Source organism: Lysinibacillus sp. A1 (genome assembly GCF_000801965.1).
Lineage (GTDB): Bacteria > Bacillota > Bacilli > Bacillales_A > Planococcaceae > Lysinibacillus > Lysinibacillus fusiformis.
On sequence record NZ_JSZM01000015.1, the window covers coordinates 176576 to 201637 of the forward strand.

At 38.8% G+C, this 25062-nt stretch carries 27 protein-coding genes; 17 read left to right on the top strand and 10 right to left on the bottom strand.

Annotation, left to right across the window (positions count from 1 at the left end):
• Window positions 1–16: 16 nt before the first annotated feature.
• On the bottom strand, window positions 17–253 hold the full coding sequence (locus PI85_RS14300) for a YuzB family protein (RefSeq protein WP_008178065.1): 237 nt from the start codon (window positions 251–253) through the stop codon (window positions 17–19).
• A gap of 269 nt (window positions 254–522) precedes the next feature.
• Between PI85_RS14300 and PI85_RS14305 the strand changes: the two genes are divergently transcribed.
• Window positions 523–1587, top strand: a complete 1065-nt coding sequence (locus tag PI85_RS14305) for an NAD(P)/FAD-dependent oxidoreductase (protein WP_036119955.1) — start codon at window positions 523–525, stop codon at window positions 1585–1587.
• A 46-nt stretch (window positions 1588–1633) separates the two neighbouring features.
• Here PI85_RS14305 and PI85_RS14310 read toward each other — a convergent pair whose 3' ends face one another.
• Window positions 1634–1969: a YuzD family protein gene (locus tag PI85_RS14310; protein ID WP_036119953.1), complete on the bottom strand. Its 336-nt coding sequence runs from the start codon at window positions 1967–1969 to the stop codon at window positions 1634–1636.
• A gap of 84 nt (window positions 1970–2053) precedes the next feature.
• Between PI85_RS14310 and PI85_RS14315 the strand changes: the two genes are divergently transcribed.
• Entirely contained in the window at window positions 2054–2290 is a 237-nt protein-coding gene (locus PI85_RS14315) for a NifU family protein (protein ID WP_004228295.1), read from the top strand.
• Window positions 2291–2337: 47 nt separating this feature from the next.
• On the opposite strand, the gene PI85_RS14320 is transcribed toward PI85_RS14315, so the two are convergent.
• Window positions 2338–3030 carry a DUF2225 domain-containing protein gene (locus PI85_RS14320; RefSeq protein ID WP_036119951.1) on the bottom strand — a complete coding sequence of 231 codons (693 nt, stop codon included), beginning with the start codon at window positions 3028–3030 and terminating at the stop codon, window positions 2338–2340.
• Between the two features lie 186 nt (window positions 3031–3216).
• Here PI85_RS14320 and PI85_RS14325 point away from each other — a divergent pair, with 186 nt between their 5' ends.
• The gene (locus tag PI85_RS14325; RefSeq protein ID WP_036127329.1) at window positions 3217–3591 is read left to right on the top strand and encodes an iron-sulfur cluster assembly accessory protein; all 375 of its coding nucleotides are present in this window, start codon (window positions 3217–3219) and stop codon (window positions 3589–3591) included.
• A 183-nt stretch (window positions 3592–3774) separates the two neighbouring features.
• Here PI85_RS14325 and PI85_RS14330 read toward each other — a convergent pair whose 3' ends face one another.
• Window positions 3775–4296 (bottom strand): GNAT family N-acetyltransferase, encoded by a 522-nt coding sequence (locus PI85_RS14330; protein WP_036119949.1) that lies wholly within the window; start codon window positions 4294–4296, stop codon window positions 3775–3777.
• 160 nt (window positions 4297–4456) lie between these two features.
• The gene (locus PI85_RS14335) at window positions 4457–5008 is read right to left on the bottom strand and encodes a hypothetical protein (protein WP_036119946.1); all 552 of its coding nucleotides are present in this window, start codon (window positions 5006–5008) and stop codon (window positions 4457–4459) included.
• Window positions 5009–5177: 169 nt separating this feature from the next.
• Between PI85_RS14335 and PI85_RS14340 the strand changes: the two genes are divergently transcribed.
• From PI85_RS14340 to PI85_RS14360, 5 genes are all read left to right on the top strand, one after another.
• On the top strand, window positions 5178–5675 hold the full coding sequence (locus PI85_RS14340; protein WP_036119944.1) for an NUDIX domain-containing protein: 498 nt from the start codon (window positions 5178–5180) through the stop codon (window positions 5673–5675).
• A gap of 25 nt (window positions 5676–5700) precedes the next feature.
• A complete protein-coding gene (locus PI85_RS14345) occupies window positions 5701–7452 on the top strand; it encodes a sensor histidine kinase (RefSeq protein WP_036119941.1) in 1752 nt (583 codons plus the stop codon).
• A gap of 6 nt (window positions 7453–7458) precedes the next feature.
• Window positions 7459–8202 carry a LytTR family DNA-binding domain-containing protein gene (locus PI85_RS14350; protein ID WP_036119938.1) on the top strand — a complete coding sequence of 248 codons (744 nt, stop codon included), beginning with the start codon at window positions 7459–7461 and terminating at the stop codon, window positions 8200–8202.
• Between the two features lie 118 nt (window positions 8203–8320).
• Window positions 8321–10114, top strand: coding sequence for a carbon starvation protein A (locus PI85_RS14355; RefSeq protein ID WP_036119935.1), 1794 nt, complete (start codon window positions 8321–8323; stop codon window positions 10112–10114).
• Window positions 10115–10314: 200 nt separating this feature from the next.
• Complete coding sequence (locus tag PI85_RS14360) at window positions 10315–10644, top strand: YuiB family protein (protein WP_004228336.1); 330 nt, start codon at window positions 10315–10317, stop codon at window positions 10642–10644.
• A gap of 97 nt (window positions 10645–10741) precedes the next feature.
• Here PI85_RS14360 and PI85_RS14365 read toward each other — a convergent pair whose 3' ends face one another.
• Complete coding sequence (locus tag PI85_RS14365; protein ID WP_029987084.1) at window positions 10742–11224, bottom strand: divergent PAP2 family protein; 483 nt, start codon at window positions 11222–11224, stop codon at window positions 10742–10744.
• A 123-nt stretch (window positions 11225–11347) separates the two neighbouring features.
• Between PI85_RS14365 and PI85_RS14370 the strand changes: the two genes are divergently transcribed.
• From PI85_RS14370 to cysI, 7 genes are all read left to right on the top strand, one after another.
• Entirely contained in the window at window positions 11348–12856 is a 1509-nt protein-coding gene (locus PI85_RS14370) for a leucyl aminopeptidase (protein WP_036119927.1), read from the top strand.
• 135 nt (window positions 12857–12991) lie between these two features.
• A complete protein-coding gene (locus PI85_RS14375; protein ID WP_036119924.1) occupies window positions 12992–13195 on the top strand; it encodes a hypothetical protein in 204 nt (67 codons plus the stop codon).
• A gap of 387 nt (window positions 13196–13582) precedes the next feature.
• On the top strand, window positions 13583–14356 hold the full coding sequence (gene cobA, locus PI85_RS14380; protein ID WP_036119921.1) for a uroporphyrinogen-III C-methyltransferase: 774 nt from the start codon (window positions 13583–13585) through the stop codon (window positions 14354–14356).
• Window positions 14357–14368: 12 nt separating this feature from the next.
• Entirely contained in the window at window positions 14369–15109 is a 741-nt protein-coding gene (locus tag PI85_RS14385) for a sirohydrochlorin chelatase (protein ID WP_036119918.1), read from the top strand.
• Window positions 15109–15258, top strand: coding sequence for a YezD family protein (locus tag PI85_RS23955; protein WP_008178096.1), 150 nt, complete (start codon window positions 15109–15111; stop codon window positions 15256–15258). The genes PI85_RS14385 and PI85_RS23955 overlap by 1 nt, the downstream gene beginning before the upstream one ends.
• Window positions 15259–15304: 46 nt before the next feature.
• Window positions 15305–17086, top strand: coding sequence for an assimilatory sulfite reductase (NADPH) flavoprotein subunit (locus tag PI85_RS14390; protein WP_036119915.1), 1782 nt, complete (start codon window positions 15305–15307; stop codon window positions 17084–17086).
• 87 nt (window positions 17087–17173) lie between these two features.
• Window positions 17174–18892, top strand: coding sequence for an assimilatory sulfite reductase (NADPH) hemoprotein subunit (gene cysI, locus PI85_RS14395; protein ID WP_036119913.1), 1719 nt, complete (start codon window positions 17174–17176; stop codon window positions 18890–18892).
• Between the two features lie 43 nt (window positions 18893–18935).
• Here the strand turns inward: cysI and PI85_RS14400 are convergent, their stop codons facing one another.
• Genes PI85_RS14400 through PI85_RS14415 form a run of 4 tightly spaced genes read right to left on the bottom strand, consistent with a single transcriptional unit; the run spans window position 18936 to window position 22793 of the window.
• Window positions 18936–20006 (bottom strand): sulfate/molybdate ABC transporter ATP-binding protein, encoded by a 1071-nt coding sequence (locus PI85_RS14400; protein ID WP_036119910.1) that lies wholly within the window; start codon window positions 20004–20006, stop codon window positions 18936–18938.
• 15 nt (window positions 20007–20021) lie between these two features.
• A complete protein-coding gene (cysW, locus tag PI85_RS14405) occupies window positions 20022–20894 on the bottom strand; it encodes a sulfate ABC transporter permease subunit CysW (RefSeq protein WP_036119907.1) in 873 nt (290 codons plus the stop codon).
• A 10-nt stretch (window positions 20895–20904) separates the two neighbouring features.
• Window positions 20905–21738 (bottom strand): sulfate ABC transporter permease subunit CysT, encoded by an 834-nt coding sequence (gene cysT / locus PI85_RS14410; RefSeq protein ID WP_036119904.1) that lies wholly within the window; start codon window positions 21736–21738, stop codon window positions 20905–20907.
• A gap of 11 nt (window positions 21739–21749) precedes the next feature.
• Window positions 21750–22793, bottom strand: a complete 1044-nt coding sequence (locus PI85_RS14415; RefSeq protein ID WP_036119900.1) for a sulfate ABC transporter substrate-binding protein — start codon at window positions 22791–22793, stop codon at window positions 21750–21752.
• Between the two features lie 444 nt (window positions 22794–23237).
• Between PI85_RS14415 and PI85_RS14420 the strand changes: the two genes are divergently transcribed.
• Complete coding sequence (locus tag PI85_RS14420; RefSeq protein WP_036119898.1) at window positions 23238–23939, top strand: phosphoadenylyl-sulfate reductase; 702 nt, start codon at window positions 23238–23240, stop codon at window positions 23937–23939.
• Between the two features lie 12 nt (window positions 23940–23951).
• Entirely contained in the window at window positions 23952–25016 is a 1065-nt protein-coding gene (locus PI85_RS14425) for an inorganic phosphate transporter (RefSeq protein WP_036119896.1), read from the top strand.
• Window positions 25017–25062: the final 46 nt, after the last annotated feature.

Below are 25062 nucleotides of genomic sequence, written 5' to 3' on the forward strand. Positions count from 1 at the left end.
TAGGCGTTTTAGCAAACTACCATAAAGGATTTTCTTCAATAAACTGATAAATGGCTTTCGTTAACGCTTCTGGAGAATCAGCTTCTACTAATTCACCATTGACAATAGCATAAAAAGATTCTGAGCACTTTGTACAATAACTGAGGCAGCCATATTCCAAAACGTCGATATTCGGATCGCGTTCGAGTACTTCATAAGTTGCTTGAGAGCCATTTGCTAAATTACTAATACAAAATTCAACCATTGGATTCATCCATGTCACCTCACCAAAGTAATGCTACTCGGTTTTATGAATTTCGTCAATTATTTAAATTGAAGGTAAAGAAGTGTTTTTATATAAAACTTTAAGGGAAAACCGTTATTAATTGCTTAAAAATCTATCGAAATGAACATCTTTTCATTTATTTTGTGAAATCCTTCACAAATTTTCATTCTGATATTGTGAAACTTCTCACAATCGGTTATACTCGTTTGTGGATACTTTGTGAACAATTATTAAAAGAGATATTAAAGGAGAATATTATGGGTAAATTAGTACTTTTAGGTGGCGGCTATGGCAATATGCGTGTCATGCTTCGTCTATTAAATAGTCTGCCATTAGACAGAGAGGTAGTCATAATAGATAGAGCCCCTTTCCATAGTTTAAAAACTGAGTTTTATGCGTTAGCTGCTGGAACTGCTACAGATAAAGAAATACGTGTAAGCTTCCCTGAGCATGAACGTTTAACGCCTGTATATGGAGAAATCACTGAAATAAATCGAGAGGAAAAAGTTGTTATCTTAGAAGATGGACAACGTATTGAATATGATGATTTAGTCGTTGGTCTTGGTTGCGAAGATAAATATCATGGTGTACCAGGTGCAGAGGAGTACACTTATAGCATTCAAACGATGGGACAATCACGTGCTACACTTCAAGCGTTATGTGGTTTACCAGCTGGGTCTACAGTCGGAATTGTAGGGGCTGGCTTAAGTGGTATCGAACTTGCAAGTGAGCTTCGTGAAAGTCGATCTGATTTAAAAATTAAGCTATTTGACCGAGGTCCACGTATTCTAAAGGATTTCCCTGAGAAACTAAGTAAATATGTAAAGGATTGGTTCGTGAAGCATAACGTTGATGTTATTGCCAATTCCAATATTACTAAAGTGGAACCAGGTAAAATTTTCAATCATGAAGATGAAATTTTACTCGACAAGGTCGTATGGACTGCTGGCGTACAGCCTGTCAAAATCGTACGTGATATGGATGTGGAGAAGGATAAACAGGGTCGTCCACTAGTAACACAGTACTTTAATGTACTTGACGATGAACATGTATATATTGTTGGAGATTGTGCTTCCTCAGATTTACCTCCAACTGCGCAGTTAGCAGAGGAACAAGCAGAGCTAATTGTTAAAGTACTTCGTATGCGCTGGAAGGGCGAACATTTACCTGAAAAAATGCCAGATATTAAATTAAAAGGTTTCATGGGTGCCCTTGGTAAAAAACAAGGCTTTGTTTATTTGGCAGATACAACCGTTACAGGTCGTATCGCTCGTTTAATGAAATCAGGATTATTATGGTATTACAAACGTCAAAATGATTAGTTAGTAAAAGGGATTGTTTCTATTGGAAACAATCCCTTGGCTTTGATTAAACTGTTGTATCTGGAACAAATCCTAAACCTTCAAGTGCAGTGAATACCGGTTTCAACTGTACATAGCCTTCACCAACGACTTCATTATTAATGAGGACAAGAGGGTAGAAAAATTCATCTTCCTGAATACGTGTCGCATAGTCTTGATCACGTTCATTCTCAATTGGACCTTCGATATCGATATAACGAATATCATATGGTTGATCTGGATATTTTCGATCGATAGCTGCTTGTAACCACTCATATGTATCTTTGGAAGATGGAGCATTGACACAGCTAGCGCAAATTACAGCTGTTCCATAAATTTCAATCATAGGTTTAGTTGGTTGCATCGTATTTTCTCTCCTTGTGATTCAATATTGGATTTTTTCTGTTGCTAACATTATAATCATTATAAGGAAAGGAGTCGAGATAAAATGGCTGAAGCAACAATTAACGACCAAGTTCAAGAGGTATTAGATAAATTACGTCCGTTCTTACTACGTGACGGTGGAGACTGTGAATTAGTAGATGTTGAGGATGGCGTTGTAAAATTACGTTTATTAGGTGCTTGTGGCAGTTGCCCAAGTTCTACTATTACCTTGAAAGCTGGTATCGAACGCGCATTATTAGAAGAAGTACCAGGAATTGTGGAAGTAGAGCAAGTATTCTAAGACATTTAAAAAGTTCTAGCTGAATCTCAGACTAGAACTTTTTTTATTTATAGGTGGCGCGCATGCTCTTTTTCTTCGCGGATGACAGCCCATTGCTCTTTTGCCATATCCACAATTTTTGCCTCGCCACCGCTGCTTTGTTTTTCAATTACTCTAGAGAAGAAGCGTGTCGCATTTTCGATGTCTCCGATTCTTCTTGATAATTCGGCAATCATATACATAATACGTACAGCAGACATTTGTGTAGAACTGTAATCTTCTGTTGAATAGGATTCCATATAATGATCACGCGCGAGTTTCATAAAGCGCTCCTCTTGCCCACTATTTTTGAGCGAACGGTAGAGCCAAGCAAGACGCAAGGCTAAACCAGCAATAGCGACATGTTTTTCTTTTTTTATCGTGCCGCAGAGGAAAGCCAATTTATACGCTTGTATCGCCTGAAAAACAGTACGTTCTCCCTTAAAATCATGATGCACCCATTTTTTTGTAATTTGTGTATGAATCTCATCTTGAATACCTGGTGCAAAATATTTTGTAAAGTCCTCTGTAAATGAAAACCCACAATGCTCGCAAACGAAGACATTGTAATAAAGCGCATTCACATCATCCGTATAAATAGGGTGGAAATCAGTTTCGGTATGCTCTACTTTAATAAATTTGGAACGAACTTTTAACGTTGGAAAATCCTTTTTACAATTCAAACATTGAATTTGTTTTTCATAATACGGTGAAATATCCATATATATTACCCCCTACATAGAAGTCGTTGTAACTATTATACCAATGGTGCTAGTAGAAACATGAATAAAAATTCCTAAACATGTGAAAAATATGAGAACTCTCACTAAAATTTACCTTGAAGCTGAATGTTTGTCATACAATGGTCAAAATTGATATGATATTAGGTAAGAAGGAAGGTGATGGGGATGACAAGTACAAAGCAAGTTATTGAAATTACACAGGCTGCCGGTTTTCATATTAATGAAATGATGGAGCATAATGAAGAGCAAGGTTCTTTTTTACGTGTAGTAGTAAACGGTGGCGGCTGTAGTGGGCTATCCTATGGTATGCATTTTGATCAAGAGAAAAAAGAGGAAGATTTTGTAGATGTACAACATGGTTTAACAATTCTTGTTTCCCGTGAAGATGCGCCGATTTTGATGGGAACAAAAATTGACTATAAACAATCGCTAATGGGCGGTGGCTTCACAATCGATAATCCAAATGCCATTGCATCATGTGGCTGCGGTACATCTTTCAAAACAGCAAAGCGTGAAGGTACACCTGAGATTTGTGAATAATTAAACGTGATATAAATGTAGAAGACAATCCTGATAATAGGTAAACACAATCTGGATTAGGTTGTGAATACAAGCCTTTTTGATTTGTATGTTTTGAAAACAACAAATTAAAGAGGCTTTTACTGTGTTTTGAAGTCTAAAAGGAAAGCCTTGTTTAGATCATTAAACAAGGCACTTTAATAATTAAAATTTATAATACCAAAAAATTGCTAGTTCATTTGCTGTTGGGAAGTTTGAATATAGCATCGTATCCACTGCACCTATTACAAATTGATTTTTAGCATAAAAATGACAAGCTGAAACATTGATATCTTGTGTTTCAAGCATGAGACCACAGCAGTTCCTTTCTTTGGCCCACTCAATGGCTTTATTTAGTAAGGCAGTGCCAACGCCATTTTTTCTATAATCTTTTGCGACAGCGATGTCTTCAATAAGCGCATATCCGTTCCAGTTAGAGCACATCTTAATCTGCCCTACACAGCTGTTGTCAATATAATAAAAAAATACAGCTTTCTCGATATCATCTATGTAGCTAAGATCAATTTCATCCTCTTCATATTTTTTGAAGTAAGGCTCAGAACAGATTTCCTCTGTAAATGTCCAAACTTTATCTTTGAATGTCGGTATAATTTTTCCCGAGACTATAAAACCGTCGTTTGATTTATTAAAATCCTTCATAGTAGACGGAGTCATTTTAATGATCATTTTACTCTCCCTTTCTGTATTCAACAATGTGGTTGGGGGGATGGCTTTTATTTTATGAAAAACCAATACCTTCTCTGACGATTGCTGGATTATTGAAACAAAGTGAAAATAAGAAAAGTGCTTCTTTCGCTGGTGATGAAAGAAGCCTTTTAGCATGGAGTTAATCAGACTTTTCACGCTCCATAAACTTTACGCCGTTTAAAACTGCTAGCTTATAGATAGCTCTCTTTTCATCAAGACCAAATTGTCCATTTTCCTCAATGATAAATTGTTCATTGCTTTTAGTTTGAAAATAATAGGTTCCAAACGTACCTATTTCGTATTCATAGATAATCTCATTTAAATCTTGCCAATTATAAATAGTTTGATGGTGATACTGTTGAAAAACGATTTGATCCTTTTGTATGGCGCTATAGCTTAATAAAGAATAATAACCTAATACGATACTACTTAAGATGATGACGCATGCAAGTATGTAGATGCTTGGATTCCTTTTTAATCCGAGTACAATGAAAACTACGAAGATCAAGCCTAAGGCTATTAATAGCATAATAAAGTTGCTAGGTGGTGTCATCAGGATGACATCCTGTCTATCAGTATAGAATGTCTGAGATATGGTTAGTGGCGTAAAAAAGGCTAAAAAAGGCGTGAGTATCGCTAATATAAGGGCTGCTATAAAGTACTTTGCTCGTACTGATAGTGCATGTAACATAAAATCTCCTTTCTTTTTAAAATGATGGGGTGCACTAAGTGTAACATATTTACAAATAAGGATTGTCTATGCATTTTATTGAATTAACAAGATTGGTCTTAAAATTCTGAATAAAAGCTTCATTCCACTGAAAGCAAGCAGGTATAATAGAAATATAGAGGTGAAGGTTATGAGAAAAGATCGAGGGAAAATATGGCTGGGCGTATCGGGTGTTACAGTGAATGAGCTTGGACAATGGCTAGTTGTGAAAAAAGCGTATAGCGGATTGAAAGGACGTTGGTCATTGCCGGCGGGATTTGTTAACGCAGGTGAAACCGTGGATGAGGCGGTCATCCGTGAAATAAAAGAAGAAACAGGAATAGATTGCAGTGTATCGGGCTTAATAGGATTTCGTACAGGCGTTATCCGTGACGATATCAGTGATAATATGGCGATTTTTTATTGTCGTATGCTAGATGAACAGCAGCAGGTATGCATTCAGGAAAAAGAAATACTGGAGGCCAAATGGTTGTATCCACAGGAGCTCGCACAAGATGAAACAACCTCCGTTATGTTAAAAGAAATGGCATCCAATCAATTCGAAAAACATCAGCTAGATGCAATAGAGGGGATTAATCCTGGCGATATATTTGGGTATACCTCGTATCGACTGTTCTTTAAAAAATGATATGACTTCGGGAGGGGGACCTATGATGGAGCTATTTTTATTTATGTTAGAGCGCGTTGGGCTGATCATTGTGTTTGCCTTTTTAATGTCAAGGTGGAGACTGTTTCGAGAGAAGCTGTTTCAGGAGCAAGGAACGAAGGAGAAAATATGGCTCATCATTATCTTTAGTAGCTTATGTATCATTAGTAGCTATACAGGGATTAAAATTGAAAGCGGTACGATACACCCATTAAATCAGATGATACATAGTACGATTAATGCTGAGGAGGCTATTGCCAATACAAGATTAATTGGTGTAGCCATAGCAGGCATTTTCGGTGGACCACTTGTTGGTGTATGTGTAGGGATTATAGCAGGGATTCACCGTATGACACTAGGGGGCTTTACAGCGATCGCCTGTGGCATTTCGACGATTTTAGCAGGCTTTATGACCGGTGGATTAAGTAATCGTTTCAAAATACGTCAAACTTTTTCCTATAAGAAAGCTGTTATCATTGGAATTTGTGCAGAGACGATACAGATGTTGGTGATTTTAGTAGTTGCGAAGCCATTCGAGCAAGCTTTGCAGTTAGTAACATTAATTGCTATGCCAATGATTTTGATGAATGCCTTTGGAATCTTTTTATTTTTTATGATTATAAAGACTTTTATTGATGAAGAAGAACGAACAAAGGCATTGCAAACACATCAAGCATTTTCAATTGCTCAACAAACGATTGAGCATTTCCGAAAAGGCTTGAATGAGGAATCCTGTCAGACGGTGGCAGAAATTATTAAAAGAGAAATTAGTGTAGAGGCGGTCGCCATTACGGATAAAAACGGTGTATTAGCCCATGTTGGCGTTGGGGAAGACCATCATTTAATTCATCGGGAAATTATGACGGCTTTGACGAAACGAGTACTAGAGGAAGGGAAAATATTAATGGCTACTTCGGCGAAGGAAATTCAATGTCCACATGATGATTGTCCTTTAAGCGCTGCCATTGTATTGCCTTTAATGGTACAGCATCGCACGGTTGGGAGCCTAAAGCTGTATTTCACGAAGGCAGATTCATTAACAGGGGTGAAGAAGGAGCTTGCGGAGGGCTTAAGTAGACTTTTCTCTTCACAGCTGGAATATGCTGAAATTGAACAACAGAGAAAGTTATTAAAGGATGCTGAAATAAAAGCATTACAGGCACAGGTTCATCCTCATTTCTTCTTCAATAGCCTTAATACGATATCAAGCTTAATCCGTACAGATGCAGATGAGGCAAGAGCATTATTGATCAAGCTTAGTACATTTTTTAGAAGCAATTTACAAGGTGCAAGGCAAATGCTTATTCCATTGAAAAATGAAATTGACCATGTTGAGGCTTATTTATCCATTGAGCAGACAAGATTTCCCAATCGTTACGAAGTAGAGTTTATTATGGATGAATCACTTTTCGATGTGCAGATTCCACCATTTACATTGCAGCCTCTTGTTGAAAATGCTATTTATCATGCATTTAAACATCGTAAGGAAGGCAAGATTTTTGTCAAAGTACAACGAGTGAACGATAAGCTAGTTTTGCTAACCGAAGATAACGGCTGTGGCATGAGAAAAGAGCAGGTAAAGCAGCTCGGTAAACGGATTATGCAATCGGAGCAAGGGACTGGAACGGCGTTGTGGAATATTTATCAGCGTATTCATGAAATTTATGGCTCAGACGCTGATTTTCATATAGTGAGTACATTGGATGTAGGAACAAAAATAATGATTCAACTGCCGTTAAAGGCGACTAGATGGGAGTAGAAGAGATTGAATGTATATATTGTGGATGATGAACCGTTGGCACGCGCTGAATTGCGCTATTTATTAGAGCAAACAGCGTTAGTAAATGTTTGTGGTGAGTCTGAAAGTCTTGAGGATTTTTACAACACGACACAGTATGAACAGGTTGATTGTGTATTTTTAGATATTGAGTTAGGCATGAATAATGGACTTGATTTAGCTAAACAATTACTGTTGCATACACAAAGACCCGAAATTATCTTTGCTACTGCCTTTGATGAATACGCATTACAGGCATTCGAGGTGAATGCCTTTGATTATATTCTGAAACCTTTTGAAGCACAACGAGTACAAGCTGCTGTAGAAAAGTTAGTAGCTAAAAAAAGAGCCACACAGGCGAAAACGATGGAAGAAATAAAGATTTCACAGCTGGACAAGCTTGATAAATTAACGGTTTATGTCAACGATCGAATTTTATTAATGAAAATACAGGATATTTTATATTGTACATCGGAGGACAGTAAAACAGTGGTTGTCACAGAGCAAGGGAGGTTTTTTGCTTCGGAGTCATTGGCAGCATTAGAAAAAAAGCTGACATTAAAGGGATTTGTGCGTGTCCATCGTGCGTTTATCGTAAATTTAGAGCATATTGTGGAGCTAGAGCCTTGGAGTAGTTCTAAATATAATTTAATTTTGCATAACAGACATTCCATTCCTGTCAGTAGGCTCTATATGAAGGATGTGCGGAAAATTTTTGACCTTTCGAGGTAGTTGCATTTCAGCGGTAGAAACCTACGTTTCAACTTTTGATTCTGACATTTCAGTTAATTTTATGAATATCGTTGACATTCCTTTGCTATGATGTGGAAAAAGTAAAAGGGGTGTTTGCATGAATGCGATTACAATTGTGATAGGCTCTATTTGTATTTTAGTGATTAGCTATCGTTTGTATGGCATATTTTTCACAAAAAAGGTACTGAAAATAAAGGATGATACGCCCACGCCCGCCCACGCTTTGGAAGATGGTAAAGACTATGTTCCGACGAATAAATGGGTAACCTTTGGGCATCACTTTGCAGCCATCGCTGCTGCGGGGCCATTAGTAGGACCGATTTTAGCTGCACAGTTTGGTTATTTACCTGGCCTTCTATGGTTATTAATAGGGGCTGTCATTGGGGGAGCTGTCCATGATGCAGTCGTGTTATTTGCTTCTATGCGCCATGGTGGTAAGTCTTTATCCGAAGTGATGAAGGAAGAGCTCGGTCCGATTGCTGGCTTCTGTACAGGCCTTGCTATGCTGTTTATTATTACAATTACAATGGCAGGTCTTTCTATGGTAGTTTTAGGAGCTTTAGAACGCAATCCATGGGGGACGTTTGCAGTAGGGATCACCATTCCAATTGCTATGCTTGTGGGTATTGCTTATCGTAAAACAGGCAATTTACTTGTTACGTCTGCGGTTGGGTTTGTTTTATTAATGATAGGCGTATTTATTGGGCCGCTTATTCAAGGAACTGCATTTGGTGATTTTTTAACATTTGACCGTGATACATTAGCAATTATTTTACCGATCTATGCATTTTTTGCAGCGGCATTACCTGTATGGCTATTATTAGCTCCACGTGATTATTTAAGTAGTTTCATGAAAATAGGAGTATTCATCGCTTTAATTATCGGTGTCTTTTTCGTTAACCCAGCTATTCAGTTCCCGCCATTTACAGAGTTTATTCATGGTGGAGGTCCGGTAATTGCAGGTCCTGTGTGGCCATTTGTATCCATTACGATTGCCTGTGGAGCTATTTCCGGCTTCCATGCCTTTGTAGGCTCAGGTACTACACCTAAAATGATTGATCGTTGGGAAGATATTCGAATCGTTGGCTTTGGAGCAATGTTAGTGGAGTCGTTAGTAGGTGTGATGGCGTTAATTGCAGCTACAGCCCTGCATCCAGCAGACTATTTTGCCATTAACTCAGCGCCAGCAGTTTTTGCTACATTAGGAATGGAGCCTGTTCATTTACAAGCATTATCTCAAAGTATTGGAATGGACTTAGAGGGACGAACAGGAGGAGCCGTGACATTAGCTGTCGGAATGACGGATATTTTTACAGGTATTCCTTGGTTTGCGGAGTTATCTTCCTATTTCTATCAATTTGTCATTATGTTTGAGGCTGTCTTTATTCTAACTGCGATAGACGCTGGAACACGAGTGGCACGCTATTTAATTCAAGACTTTGGGGGCAATGTTTATAAGCCATTAAAGCGTACTAATTGGATACCAGGAACCATTTTCGCTAGTGCACTTGCTTGCTTTATGTGGGGGTATTTATTGTATTCAGGGGATATTAGCTCCATTTGGGTATTATTCGGTGTATCTAATCAGCTAATGGCGGCAATTGGTTTAGTATGTGGAGTGACGATGGTACTGAAGGTGGCAGATAAACGAATCTATGCACTAACTTGTTTTATCCCATTAACTTATTTATACATCACCGTGAATGTGGCTGGCTATTGGATGATTAAAAATGTTTATTGGAATCCAGCAGCTTCCGGCTTTAATATGTTAAACGGCATCTTATCCGTTATCATGCTGATGCTAGGGCTACTCATCGTTATTTCAGCGTTTAAGAAATGGGCACAGCTATGGAAATCTCCAAAGTTTGTATTAACTCAATCAACTTCATAATTAATAGAAGAAACTATTGGAGATAAGAAATGACCTTCAATAGTTTTTTTGTATTTTCTAGGATAAAATATCCATGGTCCATCACAATCAACGTAAATGATTTCCTAAATATGTCGAACAAGCGAAAACAAGGATATGTTCATTGAAAGCGTTGTCGTAATCATGTAAACTAATGAGAGGAAAACGGAGGTTATACATACATGGATGGTCCAGTTTCATTAGTACAGTTAATCATTTCTATTTTGTTATTTTTCGTCATGTTCTTTGGTATCGGATTCTTATTAAACATGCTGTTACGTATGACGTGGTTAATGGCGATTGTATATCCAATTGTTGTGATCTTTATCGTGGATGAAGTAAGCTTCTTAGATTATATTTTCAAGCCAGGTTCTGCATTTCCAGCGTTAATCGATAAATTACAAGCCCTTCAGTTTGTAGATATTGCTATTTTATCAGGCGGCTTTGCAGGCTCCATCGTGGCAGGCATTGTGATGATTTATTTACGAAAAAGTGGATATCGCATGTTCTAATTTACTTAGTACTCTTCTTTCTATTGAATGAAAGAAGAGTACTTTTTTTATTCGATAAAAAACACATCCTCCATCATAAAAGGATGTGTCTTAGCTATCATATGAAAAATTCGTAGGTTATGATGGCGATAAAAATACCTGTGAGCGCCCCAAAAAATACTTCACTTCGTTTGTGTCCTAATAACGTTTTTAATTCCTCCATTTTCTCTTGCCCATCCATCTGAGGCCATTTTTTTAAATCATGAAGCAGTGTTTGGAAATCCTTACGCAATTGATTTAAAATCGCAGCATGTTGCCCTGCTTGGTAACGTACACCGCTTGCGTCGTACATAACAATAATGGAAAACATTGCGGCTACGGCAAAAATAGGGGATGCTAAACCCGTCTCATAAGCAATAGAGGTTGCCAGTCCAGTAACAGAAGCGGAGTGAGAGCTAGGCATTCCGCCTGTAGAAGTAAAGAGGCTCCATTTCACCTGTCTGGTCATTAGAAAATGGATGGGAATCTTGACAAACTGAGCAAAGATAACCGAAAAGAGGGCAATCAGTAAGGGGGTATTTTGAAGTAAACTCAAATTCATCACAACCTTCGCAAATAATTGCTTTTATTATAACATTCATTATTTTCTAAAAGAAGATATAGGCAAATATTACGCGCTTTTCAGAAACTTCGTTATAATAGTAGATGGAATGGAGGAATTTACATGAATATTGTAAAAGAAGCAAAGACATTTGAAACAATTTCTACTGAATTATTAGTGGTGGGTGTCACTAAACACCGTGAGCAAATGCAGGATTGGGCAAGCTTTTCATCTTTTTATGGTGAATCACTTGATATGTGGGTTAGCGCGGGAGACGTTTCAACTGAGCTTAAGAAGCTAACGAAGCTGCCATTTGTGAAGGATCATGCCAATTTAAAACGTATTTTATTTGTAGGGCTAGATGAGCGTAAAAACCTAACAGAAGGGGATATTCGAGCAGCCTTTGGTTTAGTTGGGAAAGAGCTAAGAGCCTTAAAAGTAAAAGAGTATTCCATCTGGCTTGAATCATTTACAACAGAAACAATCTCAGTGACTGATGTAGCCTTCTTAGCAGGTGAAGGAACTGGTCTAGGCTATTATTCTATTCCTCATTACAAAACAACTTCAAACGAAGTGGATAAACGTATTGATGCTGTTCATCTAGTAACGACAGCAGAGGATTTAGACGAAGTTGTAGCAGGCTTTGAGGTCGGCGTCATTTATGCGGATGCAGTGAATGAGGCACGTAGCCTAATTAATTTACCACCGAATTTACTAACGGCTACTGATTTAGCAAACTATGCGGAATCTTTGGCAAGTGAATATGACTTTGAAGTAGAGATTCTAGGTAAAGCGCAATTAGAAGAATTGGGGATGGGCGGCATTTTAAGTGTCAACCAAGGCTCTTACGAAGAACCTCGATTAATCACATTAAAATATAAAGCGTCTGATGATTTTGAAAATCCAATTGGTCTCGTTGGTAAAGGTGTAACATATGATACAGGTGGCTATTCCTTAAAACCAAAAGACTCGATGGTTGGGATGAAAGGCGATATGGGCGGTGCAGCAGCAGTGCTTGGTGCCATGAAAATTATCGGTGAATTACGTCCAAATAAAAATGTAGTGGCGGTTATCGGATCTACTGATAATATGGTATCTGACACAGCATTTAAACCAGATGATGTCATTACAACGTATAGTGGCAAAACAGTCGAAGTATTAAATACGGATGCAGAAGGACGTTTAGTTCTGGCAGATGCAACTACATATGCGAAGCAGCAGGGGGCTGCATCGCTAATTGATGTCGCTACTTTAACAGGAGGCGTCATTACTGCGCTAGGTATGGATAAAACAGGTGCTCTTACTAATGATGATGAATTTTTTGCAGCATTTATGGAAGCAGCAGAGGAAACGGATGAATTTGTTTGGCGTATGCCTTTGACAGAGAATGATAAAAAGAGAATTCGTAAATCTGATGTAGCAGATTTAAACAACTCACCTGGTCGTGATGGACATATGATTTTTGGTGGGGGCTTTGTCGGAGAATTTGTCGGTGAAACACCTTGGATTCACCTTGATATTGCCGGAACATCCGATGCAGTAGCTGTCCATGATCTAGGTCCTAAAGGTGGTACAGGTGTGATGGTACGTACACTTGCTAATTTTGTCCAACGTTTAGGAGAAGAAAAATAATAGAGCATTTTGATCAGCGGGATTGTCTTTCCGCTGATTTTTTTGCATTTTCAGCACTTATCCCGATAGATTAGGCAATGTACATATGATAGATGCATCTTCCTTCATACGATAGAATAAAAAGGGAGGTAGCATATGCGTAATTTCGGAGGTTACCCAGGAGGAGGATTTGGAGGAGGTATTTGGCCATTCGGTGCACCGTTTTTCGGTGGCTTTTTAGGAAGTTTCCTAGGGTCTCAATTTAATCAATATCCTTACAATCCATATTATCCAAACTATCGGCCATATCCGCCTGGTCCATTTTTCCGACCAGGACCACGGTATCGTAGACGCTGGTAAGAACATAAAATAAATAATCCAGTTGCCTAAAACGGCAACTGGTTTTTTGTTGTGTTGAGGAAGTATCAAATTTTGTGTTGACAGAATATACTAAATTATTTATTATTCTTATTATATTACTAAGAATTAAATAAGTAGCTGACTAGCAAACTAGAGGCTTTTATTGTTCATAGGCATTTTTGTGCCTAGGGATAATATTAGCCTTTTTTCTTTACCTTGATGACAGCAATCTTTTTCCTCTATAGGGAGAATCAAAAATTTGTTCAAACGCCACCATTGGAGACACAATCGCTTACGGATGTCAAAGGGCGTGACGGTTGCGACTCCGTCAACTAAAAACTGGACACCATGACGCGAAGGCGCAACGGATAGAAGGAGTGAAATGGAATGGGGAAAGTATATATCGTTGGTGCTGGTCCTGGGGATGTGGATCTTATTACGGTCAAAGGTTTACGTTGTATTGAATGTGCAGATGTCATTTTATATGACAGACTCATAAATAAAGAGCTATTAAACTATGCTCGACAAGACGCTCAATTAATATTTTGCGGAAAACTGCCACAACAACATGCCATGATTCAGGAGCATATTAACCAAACGCTTGTCAGTTATGCACAGCGAGGGTTAATCGTTACAAGATTAAAGGGAGGTGACCCATTTGTCTTCGGAAGAGGGGCAGAGGAGGCTGAAGTGCTAGCCAAACATCATATTCCATTTGAAATTGTACCGGGGATTACTTCAGGTATAGCAGCCCCAGCTTATGCAGGAATTCCTGTGACACATCGGAATCTAAGCTCAAGTTTTGCCATGGTTACGGGACATATGCAGGAAGGAAAAGATGATGCAATACGTTGGGAAAGTCTTGCGAAAGGAATCGATACGATTGCTATTTATATGGGAGTAGGTAATCTGCCGTACATCCGACAGCAACTTCTTAAATATGGACGTGAGGAAGAAACACCTGTAGCCGTTATTCATTGGGGAACTTTTGCTGCTAAGCAAAAAACGGTTACTGGCACTTTAGCAACAATTGAAGAAATCGTTCAAACAGAAAATATTCAGAACCCGAGTATCATTTTAGTTGGAGAGGTTGTGGCATTAAGAGAAACGATACAATGGTTCGAGCATAACAGTCCACAACCAATCCAAGTTACGGGGTAAGGAAGTGACGTTATGCAGGCTATTTTATATATTGCTCATGGTAGTCGTGTTAAGGCAGGAACAGATCAAGCTATAGCTTTTCTAAAAGGCGTTCAACAAGAGGTTCATGTATCTATTCAGGAAATATGCTTTTTGGAGCTTGCAACACCCACCATTGCAGAGGGGATTGCCAACTGTGTTAGACAAGGGGCAACTATGATTGCTGTTATGCCCATTCTATTGCTAGCTGCACAGCATGCGAAGCAAGATATTCCAAGAGAAATTGCCGAAGCTCAAAAGCTCTATCCGCATATCCAATTTTCCTATGGTGAACCATTAGGCATTCATGAACGAATCATTGACACGTTGCAGGCTAGGATTGTAGAAAAGCAGCAGCCTAACTGCGAAGCAAGTGTTTTACTAATAGGACGTGGCAGTAGTGATCCAACCGTAAAGAGAGATTTAGCTGAAATTGCAACAAGATTGCGAATGAAATACAACTATCAAACAGTAGATACTTGCTTCTTATATGGGATGGGTCCGAGTTTTGATGACTGGCTCCAGCAAGAAAAAGAGAGGCAGCATCAAGTTTTTATTGTGCCGTATCTCTTATTTACAGGTATTTTACGGCAAAGCATTACAAAGCGATTACAAGGACTATCCAACAACAACATGATGTTATGTGAAAGCTTAGGTTATGACGTCAATGTAAAAAAAGTGTTAGTGGAACGTATTGATGAATTACTACATTTCAAAGAGGAAGGTGTTTCATAATGGCAGATAAAAGGCTTGAAAATGTAAATCTAGCATTAGATAATGTCCGCCAAATGCTAAATACTGTGAACCATGGTTCGATTACATTGATTGTTCAAAACTCTTATGTGGTTCAAATCGAAAAGAAAGAAAAAATAAGACTTCGATAATTCTTTTTAGAGGATGAAATGATGACGATTCGCGAGGTGGCAAAGATTGAAACTGCAAGTTATAAACAGTCCATTTAAGGAAGAGCAGGTAAAATTATTAAACGAACTTTTACCTCAATTAACATTGGAGCAAAAAATTTGGTTAAACGGTTATTTAAGTGCACCACAAGCTACTCAGGAGGCCGTAGTTGAGACGCTCCCAGTAGCAGACCCTATTACGAAAACCATAACGATTTTATATGGTTCCCAAACAGGTAATAGTCAAGGGCTAGCTGAAAAATATGCCTCTCTATTAAAGGCTCAAAACGTAGATGTTACTGTCTCATCATTAGGGAAATTTAAAGCAAGTAACTTAAAGAAAATCTCCAATCTATTACTTATTGTGAGTACACATGGTGAGGGTGATCCACCTGATCAGGCGATCCAGTTCTATGAATTTTTGCATAGTAAACGAGCACCAAAACTGGAGCATCTTCAATATTCGGTACTTGCATTAGGGGATAGCTCCTATGAATTTTTCTGTAAAACAGGTAAAGACTTGGATGAGCAATTTGCCAAACTAGGTGCAACAAGAATTGTTCCTCGTACTGATTGTGATGTGGATTATGATGACGCTGCTGCTCAATGGTTCTCAGCTGTTCAACAAGAATTTCTCAAACAAGCTACTACAATATCGGTTACTTCAACACAAAGCGATGAAATACAAGGAGCTACTACATATTCAAGAAAAAATCCATTCTACGCTGAAGTGTTAGAAAATATTAATCTAAATGGTCGCGGCTCCAAGAAAGAGACACGTCATCTAGAGTTATCCATTGAAGGTGCTAATTTTCAATTTGAGCCAGGAGACAGTATTGGGATTCAACCGGAAAACAGTGAGCCATTAGTCGATGCATTACTGGGAGTACTACAATTTGATCCAGCTACTGAGGTGACTGTGTTGGATGAAACAGTATCCTTAAAGAATGCCTTACAAAAAAAATTGGAAATTACAGTGTTATCTAAGCCAGTTCTTGAAAAAATTAAAGCTTACACAGAACATCATGAGTTTTCATCGTTATTAGAAGAACCTAATGCATGGAAGGAGTATGCCAAGGGAAGGGATTTACTTGATGTAGTAGAGGATTTTGCTCCTTTCACTTGGAGTGCGCAACAATTCGTGGACATTTTGCGAAAAATTCCATCACGACTGTACTCCATTGCAAGTAGCCAATTGGCGAATCATGATGAGGTGCATTTAACGATTAGCAAGGTAAGCTATGAGACGAACGGTCGACAACGTCTGGGAGTATGTTCAGGTAGTGTGGCAGAACTTCAAATTGGCGCTACATTACCCATCTATGTTCATAAAAATCCAAATTTCAGATTACCTGAGCAGAAGGAAACACCCATAATTATGATTGGCGCGGGCACAGGTATAGCACCTTATCGAGCTTTCCTAGAGGAAAGAGAAGAGTTAGGGGTAGAGGGGAAAGCTTGGCTCATTTTTGGCGATCAGCATTTTGTTACTGACTTCCTCTATCAAACAGATTGGCAACGGTGGCTAGCTTCTGGCACATTAAGCCAAATGCACATAGCCTTTTCACGTGATACCGATAAAAAAGTCTATGTTCAACACAAATTGGAAGAGAATGCAGCTAATTTTTATGAATGGCTTGAGCAAGGTGCTGTCATTTATGTATGTGGTGATGAGAAATCAATGGCAGCTGATGTGGATGCAACCATTCACCGTATTATAGAGCAGCAGGGGCAGAAAACGTCTGAGCAAGCAAAAGCCTTTGTGCAAGAACTAAAGCAACAAAAACGATACCAGCGGGATGTATATTAAGAAAAAACTCTTCCTCGTAGGAAGATGACTATTTGCTAGCAAGCAAAGCCTCTGGAGAGGTGTAATGGATTAAAGGAGCGATAAAGAATGACAGAGAAAATTGTTTTGCCTCCACAGTCAGGGAAACCAAGTGATGTAGAGCGTATTAAGACGGAAAGTAATTATCTTCGTGGGACACTCGAACGGACTATGAATGACCCATTAAGTTCTGGTATTCCTGAGGATGACAATCGTTTAATGAAATTCCATGGTAGTTACCTACAGGATGACCGAGACCTTCGCAATGAAAGACAACGACAAAAACTAGAGCCTGCCTATCAATTCATGGTACGCGTACGAACTCCTGGAGGAGCGGCTACGCCAGCACAATGGCTTGTAATGGATGAAATGGCTAGAAAGTATGGCAATGGCTCCTTAAAACTAACTACACGTCAAGCGTTTCAAGTGCACGGTATTTTAAAATGGAATGTCAAAAAATATATGCAAGAAATTAATGACGTGTTATTGGACTCTCTTGCCGCCTGTGGGGATGTAAACCGTAATGTTATGTGTAATGTAAACCCAAATCAATCAGCATTACATGGAGAAGTTTATAATTGGTCTGCTAAACTAAGTGAGCATTTACTACCTCGTACACGTGCATACCATGAATTATGGTTAGATGGAGAAAAGGTAGTAGACAGTCAGGATGAAGAAATTGAACCGATTTATGGAGAACAATATTTGCCGCGTAAATTTAAAATTGGCATTGCGATTCCGCCAAGTAATGACGTCGATGTGTTTTCACAAGATATCGGACTAATCGCGATAGTAGAAGATCAAAAGCTGATTGGCTTTAATGTAGCTGTTGGAGGAGGAATGGGGATGACGCATGGTGATCATGCTACCTATCCACAGCTTGCGCGTGAAATTGGCTTTATTACTCCGGATAAACTACTGGAAACAGCAGAAAAGATTATAACAATTCAGCGGGATTATGGGAATCGCTCAGTTCGTAAAAATGCACGTTTCAAATATACGATTGATGCAAGAGGACTAGAATGGTTTAACGAAGAATTAACGCGACGTTTGGGTTGGAGTATTCAAGAAGCGCGTCCTTATACATTTGAACGTACAGGAGATGAGTTCGGTTGGATTAAAGGGGCAGAGGGTAATTGGCATTATACGCTATTTATTCAAAACGGCCGCATTAAAGATTTTCAAGATTATGAGCTGTTAACAGGGTTACGTGAAATAGCTAAGGTGCATACAGGCGATTTCCGTTTAACTCCTAACCAAAATTTAATGATTAGTAATGTAACACCACAGAAAAAGAAAAAGATTGATGCTATTATAGAGCAATATAAGCTGACGGATGGTGCGCATTATTCCGCATTACGCCGTAATTCCATTGCCTGCGTCTCCTTACCAACCTGTGGTTTAGCCATGGCGGAGGCGGAACGTTATTTGCCATCTCTTATTACAAAAATAGAAACAATCATTGATGAAACAGGATTAAATGATACAGAGATTGTTATTCGGATGTCAGGCTGTCCAAATGGTTGCTCCCGTGCAGCGATGGCTGAAATAGGCTTTATCGGTAAAGGTCCTGGAAAATACAATTTATATCTTGGGGCAAGTTTTACTGGTAATCGATTGAATAAAATCTATCGTGAAAATATAGGTGAGGAAGAGATACTGGCGGAGCTACGACCAATTCTTGTACATTATGCGAAGGAACGTTTAGACGGTGAACATTTTGGTGATTTTGTCATTCGTGCTGGATATGTGACGGCTGTATACGATGGTAAAGAATTTCACATATAATAAATAAAAAACCATGTAGCAAATTGCTTTGCTACATGGTTTTTTAAATGGAGTAATCTTCGGGGATAAAAACCTTTAATTGCTTTGGCCTAACAAATACATGATCGCCTACTTCAAGCTGAAGGTGAAGGAACTGTTCTTTTGATAATTCTGCCTCTAAAAATTCATCTAAATCTTCTCGGCGTAGCTCAATTTGGACAATAGGCCCCAACAGATGGATATGATTGATTTTGACGGGGACCGTACCTGGAATACTTACCTTTTCTATTTGTATATCATGGGGGCGAACATAACCAATCACATTATCTTTTGTATGTGATTGTACATCAGGCACATCCAGTGCAACTTCTCCATGCATCAGCTTACCGTTATGTAAGCGTCCTTTAAAAATATTAACGTTCCCTAAAAAATCATAGACAAATGGACTTTTGGGATGTGTATACACTTCATCTGGACTCCCAATTTGCTCGATTTTGCCATTGTTCATGACAACAATACGATCTGCCACATCCAATGCTTCCTCTTGATCATGCGTAACAAAAATACTTGTAATATGAAATTCATCATGTAACTTTCGTAGCCAGCGACGCAACTCCTTGCGCACTTTTGCATCAAGTGCCCCAAATGGCTCATCTAGCAGAAGAACTTTCGGCTCTACTGCAAGTGCTCTTGCAAGTGCCACACGCTGTCTTTGACCACCTGAAAGCTGTGTAGGATAGCGGTCAGAGAAATTTTCGAGTTTAACTAATTGTAGCAATTCCATCACTTTGTCTCGTATTTCTTGCTTAGTAGGTCTAGTTTTCCGAGGGCGAACCTTTAGGCCATAGGCGACATTTTCAAAGACTGTCATATGACGAAATAGGGCATAATGCTGAAACACAAAGCCTACATTACGTTCCTTTGGATGCCGATCCGTCATGGAATGTCCATCAAAAAAAATATCACCCGTATCGGCGGTCTCCAGCCCTGCAATGACACGTAATAGAGAGGTTTTTCCTGATCCAGAGGGGCCAAGCAATGCAACAAGCTCCCCTGACTGAATATGAATAGAAATATCCTCTAGTGCTTGAAAAGATCCGTATATTTTCGAGACATTTTGAATTTGAATACTCATGCTGATCATCTCCTATTAACTAGATTTGGACTTCCATGCAATGATGTCTTTTAAAATTAATGTAAAGATAGCTATAACACTCATTAAGGATGCAACAGCAAAGGCGGCTGAAAATTGATATTCATTATAAAGAATTTCAATATGAAGGGGCATTGTATTCGTCATGCCTCGTATATGGCCAGATACAACTGAAACTGCACCAAATTCTCCTATTGCTCGTGCATTACACAAGATTAGACCATAAAATAAACCCCATTTAATATTGGGTAAGGTGACATACCAAAATGTCTTAAAGCCACTTGCACCAAGCGAAATCGACGCCTCTTCCTCAGACGTACCCTGTGCTTGCATTAGAGGTATTAGCTCACGAGCAACAAAGGGCAGTGTGACAAATATAGTCGCAAGGACAATGCCAGGTAGGGCAAAGACAATTTTAATATCATTGGTGAATAACCAATCACCAAATAATCCCTGCGATCCAAATAGTAAAATAAATACCAAACCTGCGATAACAGGGGAGACCGCAAAAGGTAAATCAACAATGGTTAGTAAAAGATTTTTCCCCTTAAAATTAAATTTTGTAAGGGTCCATGCAGCCATTACGCCAAAGATTGCATTTAGAGGTACAGCAATCGCTACAACTGTTAAAGTGAGTTTAATAGCAGCTAATGCATCTGGATGTGTGATAGCTGCCAAGTAAACATCCACACCTTTTTGAAAGGCTGTAATAAAAATTGAAGCTAATGGTAGGACGATAAAAAAAGCTAAAAAGGCTAATGCAATAAATGTAAGCGTATAGCGAATAACACGAGGCTCCTGTAAGGCGGCAGACTTAGACACCTTATTTTTTTCAGTACTAGCCTGTTGAATAAATGTTGATTGTTCCATATAGTTCCTCCTAATGTACAAACCGACGATTGGCTAGCCATTGTATGACGTTAATGGTTAATAATAAAATAAATGAAGTAACAAGCATTACTACTGCAATTGCAGTGGCACCAGCATAATCGTATTGCTCAAGTTTAGTCATAATAATTAAAGGGGTAATTTCGGTTTTCATCGGCATATTTCCAGCGATGAAAACAACCGAGCCATACTCTCCAAGAGCACGGGCAAAGGCTAATGAAAAGCCTGTTAAAATGGCTGGTAGCAACTCTGGTAAAATCACTTTACGAAAGGTTTGTAAACGATTGGCTCCAAGGCTAGCTGAAGCCTCCTCGATTTCAGCACTAATATTTTGCAATACTGGCTGTACTGTCCGGACAACGAAAGGGAGACCAATAAAAGTTAAGGCAATTATAATACCAAGGGGCGTAAAGGCAATTTTAAAATCAAAAAATTGGCCAATCCAACCATTGGGGGCATAGAGTGATGTTAAAGCAATCCCCGCTACAGCAGTAGGTAAAGCAAAGGGTAAATCTACTAACCCATCAATTATTCTTTTAAAAGGAAACTGGTAGCGAACCAGAACCCAAGCGATAATTGTACCGAAAAGTACATTTAATAGACCTGCAATGAGGGCTGTGCTGAAGCTCACTTTATAGGAAGCAACAGCACGAGGATCAGTGATAATATCGAAAAACGCAGTCCAGCTTAAGGACATCGTATGGAAAAAGATCATAGAAAGTGGTAATAACACTAGTAAACTAACATATAACATCGTATATCCAAGAGATAGGTAAAAGCCTGGAATAATACGACGTGATTTTTTCGTCAGGGTTACACTACTCATCAGAACACTCCTTATTGTGGCAAGTAGATTTCATCAAAGGTACCACCGTCTTTAAAGTGAGTTGCTTGTGCTTTTGTCCAGCCACCAAAATCATCGATAGAAACAAGCTCAAGCTGAGGGAATTGGTCTTTATATTTAGCTAGAACGGCTTCATTGCGAGGTCGGTAATAGTTTTTGGCAGCAATTTCTTGACCTGTATCGCTATATAAATGCTGTAAGTATGCCTCTGCCACTTCACGTGTTCCTTTTTTATCGACGATTTTGTCAACAACCGCCACTGGTGGCTCCGCTAAAATACTTAATGATGGAGTAATAATCTCGAATTCATCCTTCCCTAATTCATGAAGTGATAAGTAAGCTTCATTTTCCCATGCAATTAAAACATCCCCAATTTTTCGTTCCACAAAAGTTGTGGTAGCACCTCGGGCACCAGAATCTAGTACTTCAACATTGCTGTATAGTGATTTCATAAATTCTTTTATCTTTGTTTCATCGTTGTTATATAACTTTCCAGCATATCCCCAAGCAGCTAGGTAGTTCCACCGTGCACCACCAGATGTTTTAGGGTTAGGGGTAATGACGGATACGTCTTTTTTGATGAGATCATCCCAATCTTGTATATTTTTCGGGTTACCCTTGCGTACTAAAAAGACAATAGTGGATGTATAGGGAGTAGAGTTATGGTCAAATTCTGTTTGCCAATCTTTATTTAGCAGTTCACGAGTTTGGGCAATTTCATCAATATCATAGGCGAGAGCAAGCGTGACAACGTCTGCCTCGAGGCCATCAATCACTGCTCTACCTTGTTTTCCTGAGCCTCCATGAGATTGTTTAATCGTGACATCCTGCCCTGTTTCATCCTTCCATTTTTTTATAAAATCTTGATTGAACTCATCGTAAAGCTCGCGTGTTGGATCATAGGATACATTTAATAGCTCTACTGATTCTTGGCCACCTGTATCTTCATTTGAGTTAGCACTACTACATCCTGTTACAGATAAAGTTAATACAGCAAGCAGTGCCAAAGATTGAAAGACATTCTTCCTTTTCTTCATTCCATTTCGCTCCCTTTCTGGCTAAAGAATGCAAAAAGCCATCCCCCATAACGATAATTCGTCATTGGTAGATGGCCTTCAGATCCTCTGATCAGCATTTTAGTATTTGTAGATAATACATTAAACATATATTTCCTATTAGTCAACAAGGAATTATAGAATATTGAAAATAAAGGTGATTTACCTAGCTATCATTTATTTTATGCAACTAAGAGTGTCAAAAATGGGTTTATTGCATAAGATATTTCAAAAACCTAGTTGACTGCTTGGTGTACTTTAGTATATATTTGGTAATAAGAAAAAACGATTATAGAACGAGGTAGCAATTACTAGTGAAAAATCGTTGAATAATGAGCTGGCTAGTCAAACTAGAGGCGTTTTAGCAAAGACATGTTTTTAGGTGTCTTTTGTTAGAACGCCTTTTTTCGCTATGAGGGGGATTCAATGTTAACACATGCAAATTGGCAAGAACCAAACATTAATTTTCAGGTTGATGAAACGTATAAGGGAGCATTAGAGGTTTTACAGTGGAGCTATCAAGAGTATGGGAATGAAATTGTCTATGCCTGTAGCTTTGGGATAGAGGGCATAGTTTTAATTGATCTCATTTCAAAGGTAAAGCCAGATGCAACCATTGTCTTTTTAGATACAGATGTCCATTTTAAAGAGACCTATGAAACGATCCAGCGAGTAAAGGAAAAATATCCACTATTAAACATTGTAATGAAAAAGCCTGCACTTACACTTGAACAACAAGCGGCCCAATATGGTGATGAACTATGGAAGTCAGATCCAAATCAATGCTGTGCTATACGCAAGATTAAGCCTTTACATGAAGCCCTTTCAGGTACAAAGGCTTGGATATCTGGCTTACGTCGTGAACAATCGCCATCACGTCAACAGACAAATTTTCTTAATCGTGATGATAAATTTAAGTCGATTAAAGTTTGCCCACTTATCCATTGGACATGGAAGGATGTTTGGCGATATGTCTCAAAACATAATTTGCCATACAATCCCTTGCACGATCAAGGCTATCCAAGTATTGGCTGTGAGCATTGTACGAAGCCGGCGTTTACGATGGATGATTTACGTTCTGGTAGATGGCAAGGCTCTGGCAAAACGGAATGTGGGTTACATGAATAAAGGAGTAATGCCATGCTAGAATATTTCGCCATAGCTATTAGTTTATTTTTTGCAATGAATATAGGTGCAAGTGGAGCAGCGGCTTCAATGGGAGTTGCATATGGGGCCGGTGCTATTAAAAAGGCTTGGCAAGCATTATTGTTATGTGCCATAGGCGTTTATAGTGGGGCGGTTTTAGGTGGAGGAGAAGTAGTCAAAACGATTAGCTCAGGCATTATGCCTCAGGAATATATTACGGTGAAAATTGTCATCATTATTTTAATTTCTGCAACGAGCAGTTTATTTTTTGCCAACCTTCTAGGCATCCCCTTATCTACGAGTGAGGTGACCGTCGGTGCAGTCGTTGGTGTGGGCATGGCTTATAAAGTGCTATTCGTTCAATCTTTACTTGTCATCATGTCCTTTTGGGTTATTGTCCCACTTATAGCTTTTGTTATAGCCCTTATATGTGGCAAGCTGTTATATAAAGTACAGCATAGGGGGCTACTAAAAGATCATCCAATTTTAACCGTCCTACTCGTATTAGCAGGATTTTTTGAAGCATTTTCGGCAGGTATGAATAATGTTGCGAATGCAGTTGGACCGCTAGTAGGTGCTGGCATGATGGATGTTACTATCGGCATTATGCTAGGGGGTGCATTTGTAGCTATAGGAGCCATCCTACTTGGAAAACGAGTTCTTGAAACAAACGGAAAAAAAATTATGCGATTTCAAAAGGCAGAGGGTATTTTAATTTCAAGTACGGGTGCACTCCTTGTCGGTATAAGCTCCATTTTTGGACTTCCAGTGCCCCTAACGCAAGTAACGTCTTCCTCTATTATCGGAATGGGCATGGCGAAGAACGGAAAACAAATTCTCCATAAGCATATTGTGAAAAAGATTATTCGTATTTGGGTTGTATCGCCAATTTTTTCATTAGCCATTTCTTATTTTTTAGTGCAGTTGTTTTTAGAAAAAGATCTTTATGCGATTATTTTGAATGGCAGCATTATCGTTGGAACGCTTGGAGTTATTAGTTTAATGCGTACAATGCGAGAAGAAGAGCAATCCATATATGATGCAGGAGAGGGTATTTAATTTCACTAGTGTTACAACACATCATTGATGTTGATCTTTCATACAT

Excerpts from the sequence above, each read along its gene's own strand:
- cobA (WP_036119921.1), top strand. The coding sequence starts at position 13,583 with ATGGGGAAAGTATATATCGTTGGTGCTGGTCCTGGGGATGTGGATCTT.
- cysI (WP_036119913.1), top strand. The coding sequence starts at position 17,174 with ATGACAGAGAAAATTGTTTTGCCTCCACAGTCAGGGAAACCAAGTGAT.
- PI85_RS14305 (WP_036119955.1), top strand. The coding sequence starts at position 523 with ATGGGTAAATTAGTACTTTTAGGTGGCGGCTATGGCAATATGCGTGTC.
- PI85_RS23955 (WP_008178096.1), top strand. The coding sequence starts at position 15,109 with ATGGCAGATAAAAGGCTTGAAAATGTAAATCTAGCATTAGATAATGTC.
- cysT (WP_036119904.1), bottom strand. The coding sequence starts at position 21,738 with ATGAGTAGTGTAACCCTGACGAAAAAATCACGTCGTATTATTCCAGGC.
- PI85_RS14385 (WP_036119918.1), top strand. The coding sequence starts at position 14,369 with ATGCAGGCTATTTTATATATTGCTCATGGTAGTCGTGTTAAGGCAGGA.
- PI85_RS14310 (WP_036119953.1), bottom strand. The coding sequence starts at position 1,969 with ATGCAACCAACTAAACCTATGATTGAAATTTATGGAACAGCTGTAATT.
- PI85_RS14315 (WP_004228295.1), top strand. The coding sequence starts at position 2,054 with ATGGCTGAAGCAACAATTAACGACCAAGTTCAAGAGGTATTAGATAAA.
- cysW (WP_036119907.1), bottom strand. The coding sequence starts at position 20,894 with ATGGAACAATCAACATTTATTCAACAGGCTAGTACTGAAAAAAATAAG.
- PI85_RS14425 (WP_036119896.1), top strand. The coding sequence starts at position 23,952 with ATGCTAGAATATTTCGCCATAGCTATTAGTTTATTTTTTGCAATGAAT.
- PI85_RS14335 (WP_036119946.1), bottom strand. The coding sequence starts at position 5,008 with ATGTTACATGCACTATCAGTACGAGCAAAGTACTTTATAGCAGCCCTT.
- PI85_RS14330 (WP_036119949.1), bottom strand. The coding sequence starts at position 4,296 with ATGATCATTAAAATGACTCCGTCTACTATGAAGGATTTTAATAAATCA.
- PI85_RS14365 (WP_029987084.1), bottom strand. The coding sequence starts at position 11,224 with ATGAATTTGAGTTTACTTCAAAATACCCCCTTACTGATTGCCCTCTTT.
- PI85_RS14370 (WP_036119927.1), top strand. The coding sequence starts at position 11,348 with ATGAATATTGTAAAAGAAGCAAAGACATTTGAAACAATTTCTACTGAA.
- PI85_RS14345 (WP_036119941.1), top strand. The coding sequence starts at position 5,701 with ATGGAGCTATTTTTATTTATGTTAGAGCGCGTTGGGCTGATCATTGTG.
- PI85_RS14325 (WP_036127329.1), top strand. The coding sequence starts at position 3,217 with ATGACAAGTACAAAGCAAGTTATTGAAATTACACAGGCTGCCGGTTTT.
- PI85_RS14415 (WP_036119900.1), bottom strand. The coding sequence starts at position 22,793 with ATGAAGAAAAGGAAGAATGTCTTTCAATCTTTGGCACTGCTTGCTGTA.
- PI85_RS14320 (WP_036119951.1), bottom strand. The coding sequence starts at position 3,030 with ATGGATATTTCACCGTATTATGAAAAACAAATTCAATGTTTGAATTGT.
- PI85_RS14355 (WP_036119935.1), top strand. The coding sequence starts at position 8,321 with ATGAATGCGATTACAATTGTGATAGGCTCTATTTGTATTTTAGTGATT.
- PI85_RS14400 (WP_036119910.1), bottom strand. The coding sequence starts at position 20,006 with ATGAGTATTCAAATTCAAAATGTCTCGAAAATATACGGATCTTTTCAA.
- PI85_RS14360 (WP_004228336.1), top strand. The coding sequence starts at position 10,315 with ATGGATGGTCCAGTTTCATTAGTACAGTTAATCATTTCTATTTTGTTA.
- PI85_RS14340 (WP_036119944.1), top strand. The coding sequence starts at position 5,178 with ATGAGAAAAGATCGAGGGAAAATATGGCTGGGCGTATCGGGTGTTACA.
- PI85_RS14375 (WP_036119924.1), top strand. The coding sequence starts at position 12,992 with ATGCGTAATTTCGGAGGTTACCCAGGAGGAGGATTTGGAGGAGGTATT.
- PI85_RS14300 (WP_008178065.1), bottom strand. The coding sequence starts at position 253 with ATGAATCCAATGGTTGAATTTTGTATTAGTAATTTAGCAAATGGCTCT.
- PI85_RS14420 (WP_036119898.1), top strand. The coding sequence starts at position 23,238 with ATGTTAACACATGCAAATTGGCAAGAACCAAACATTAATTTTCAGGTT.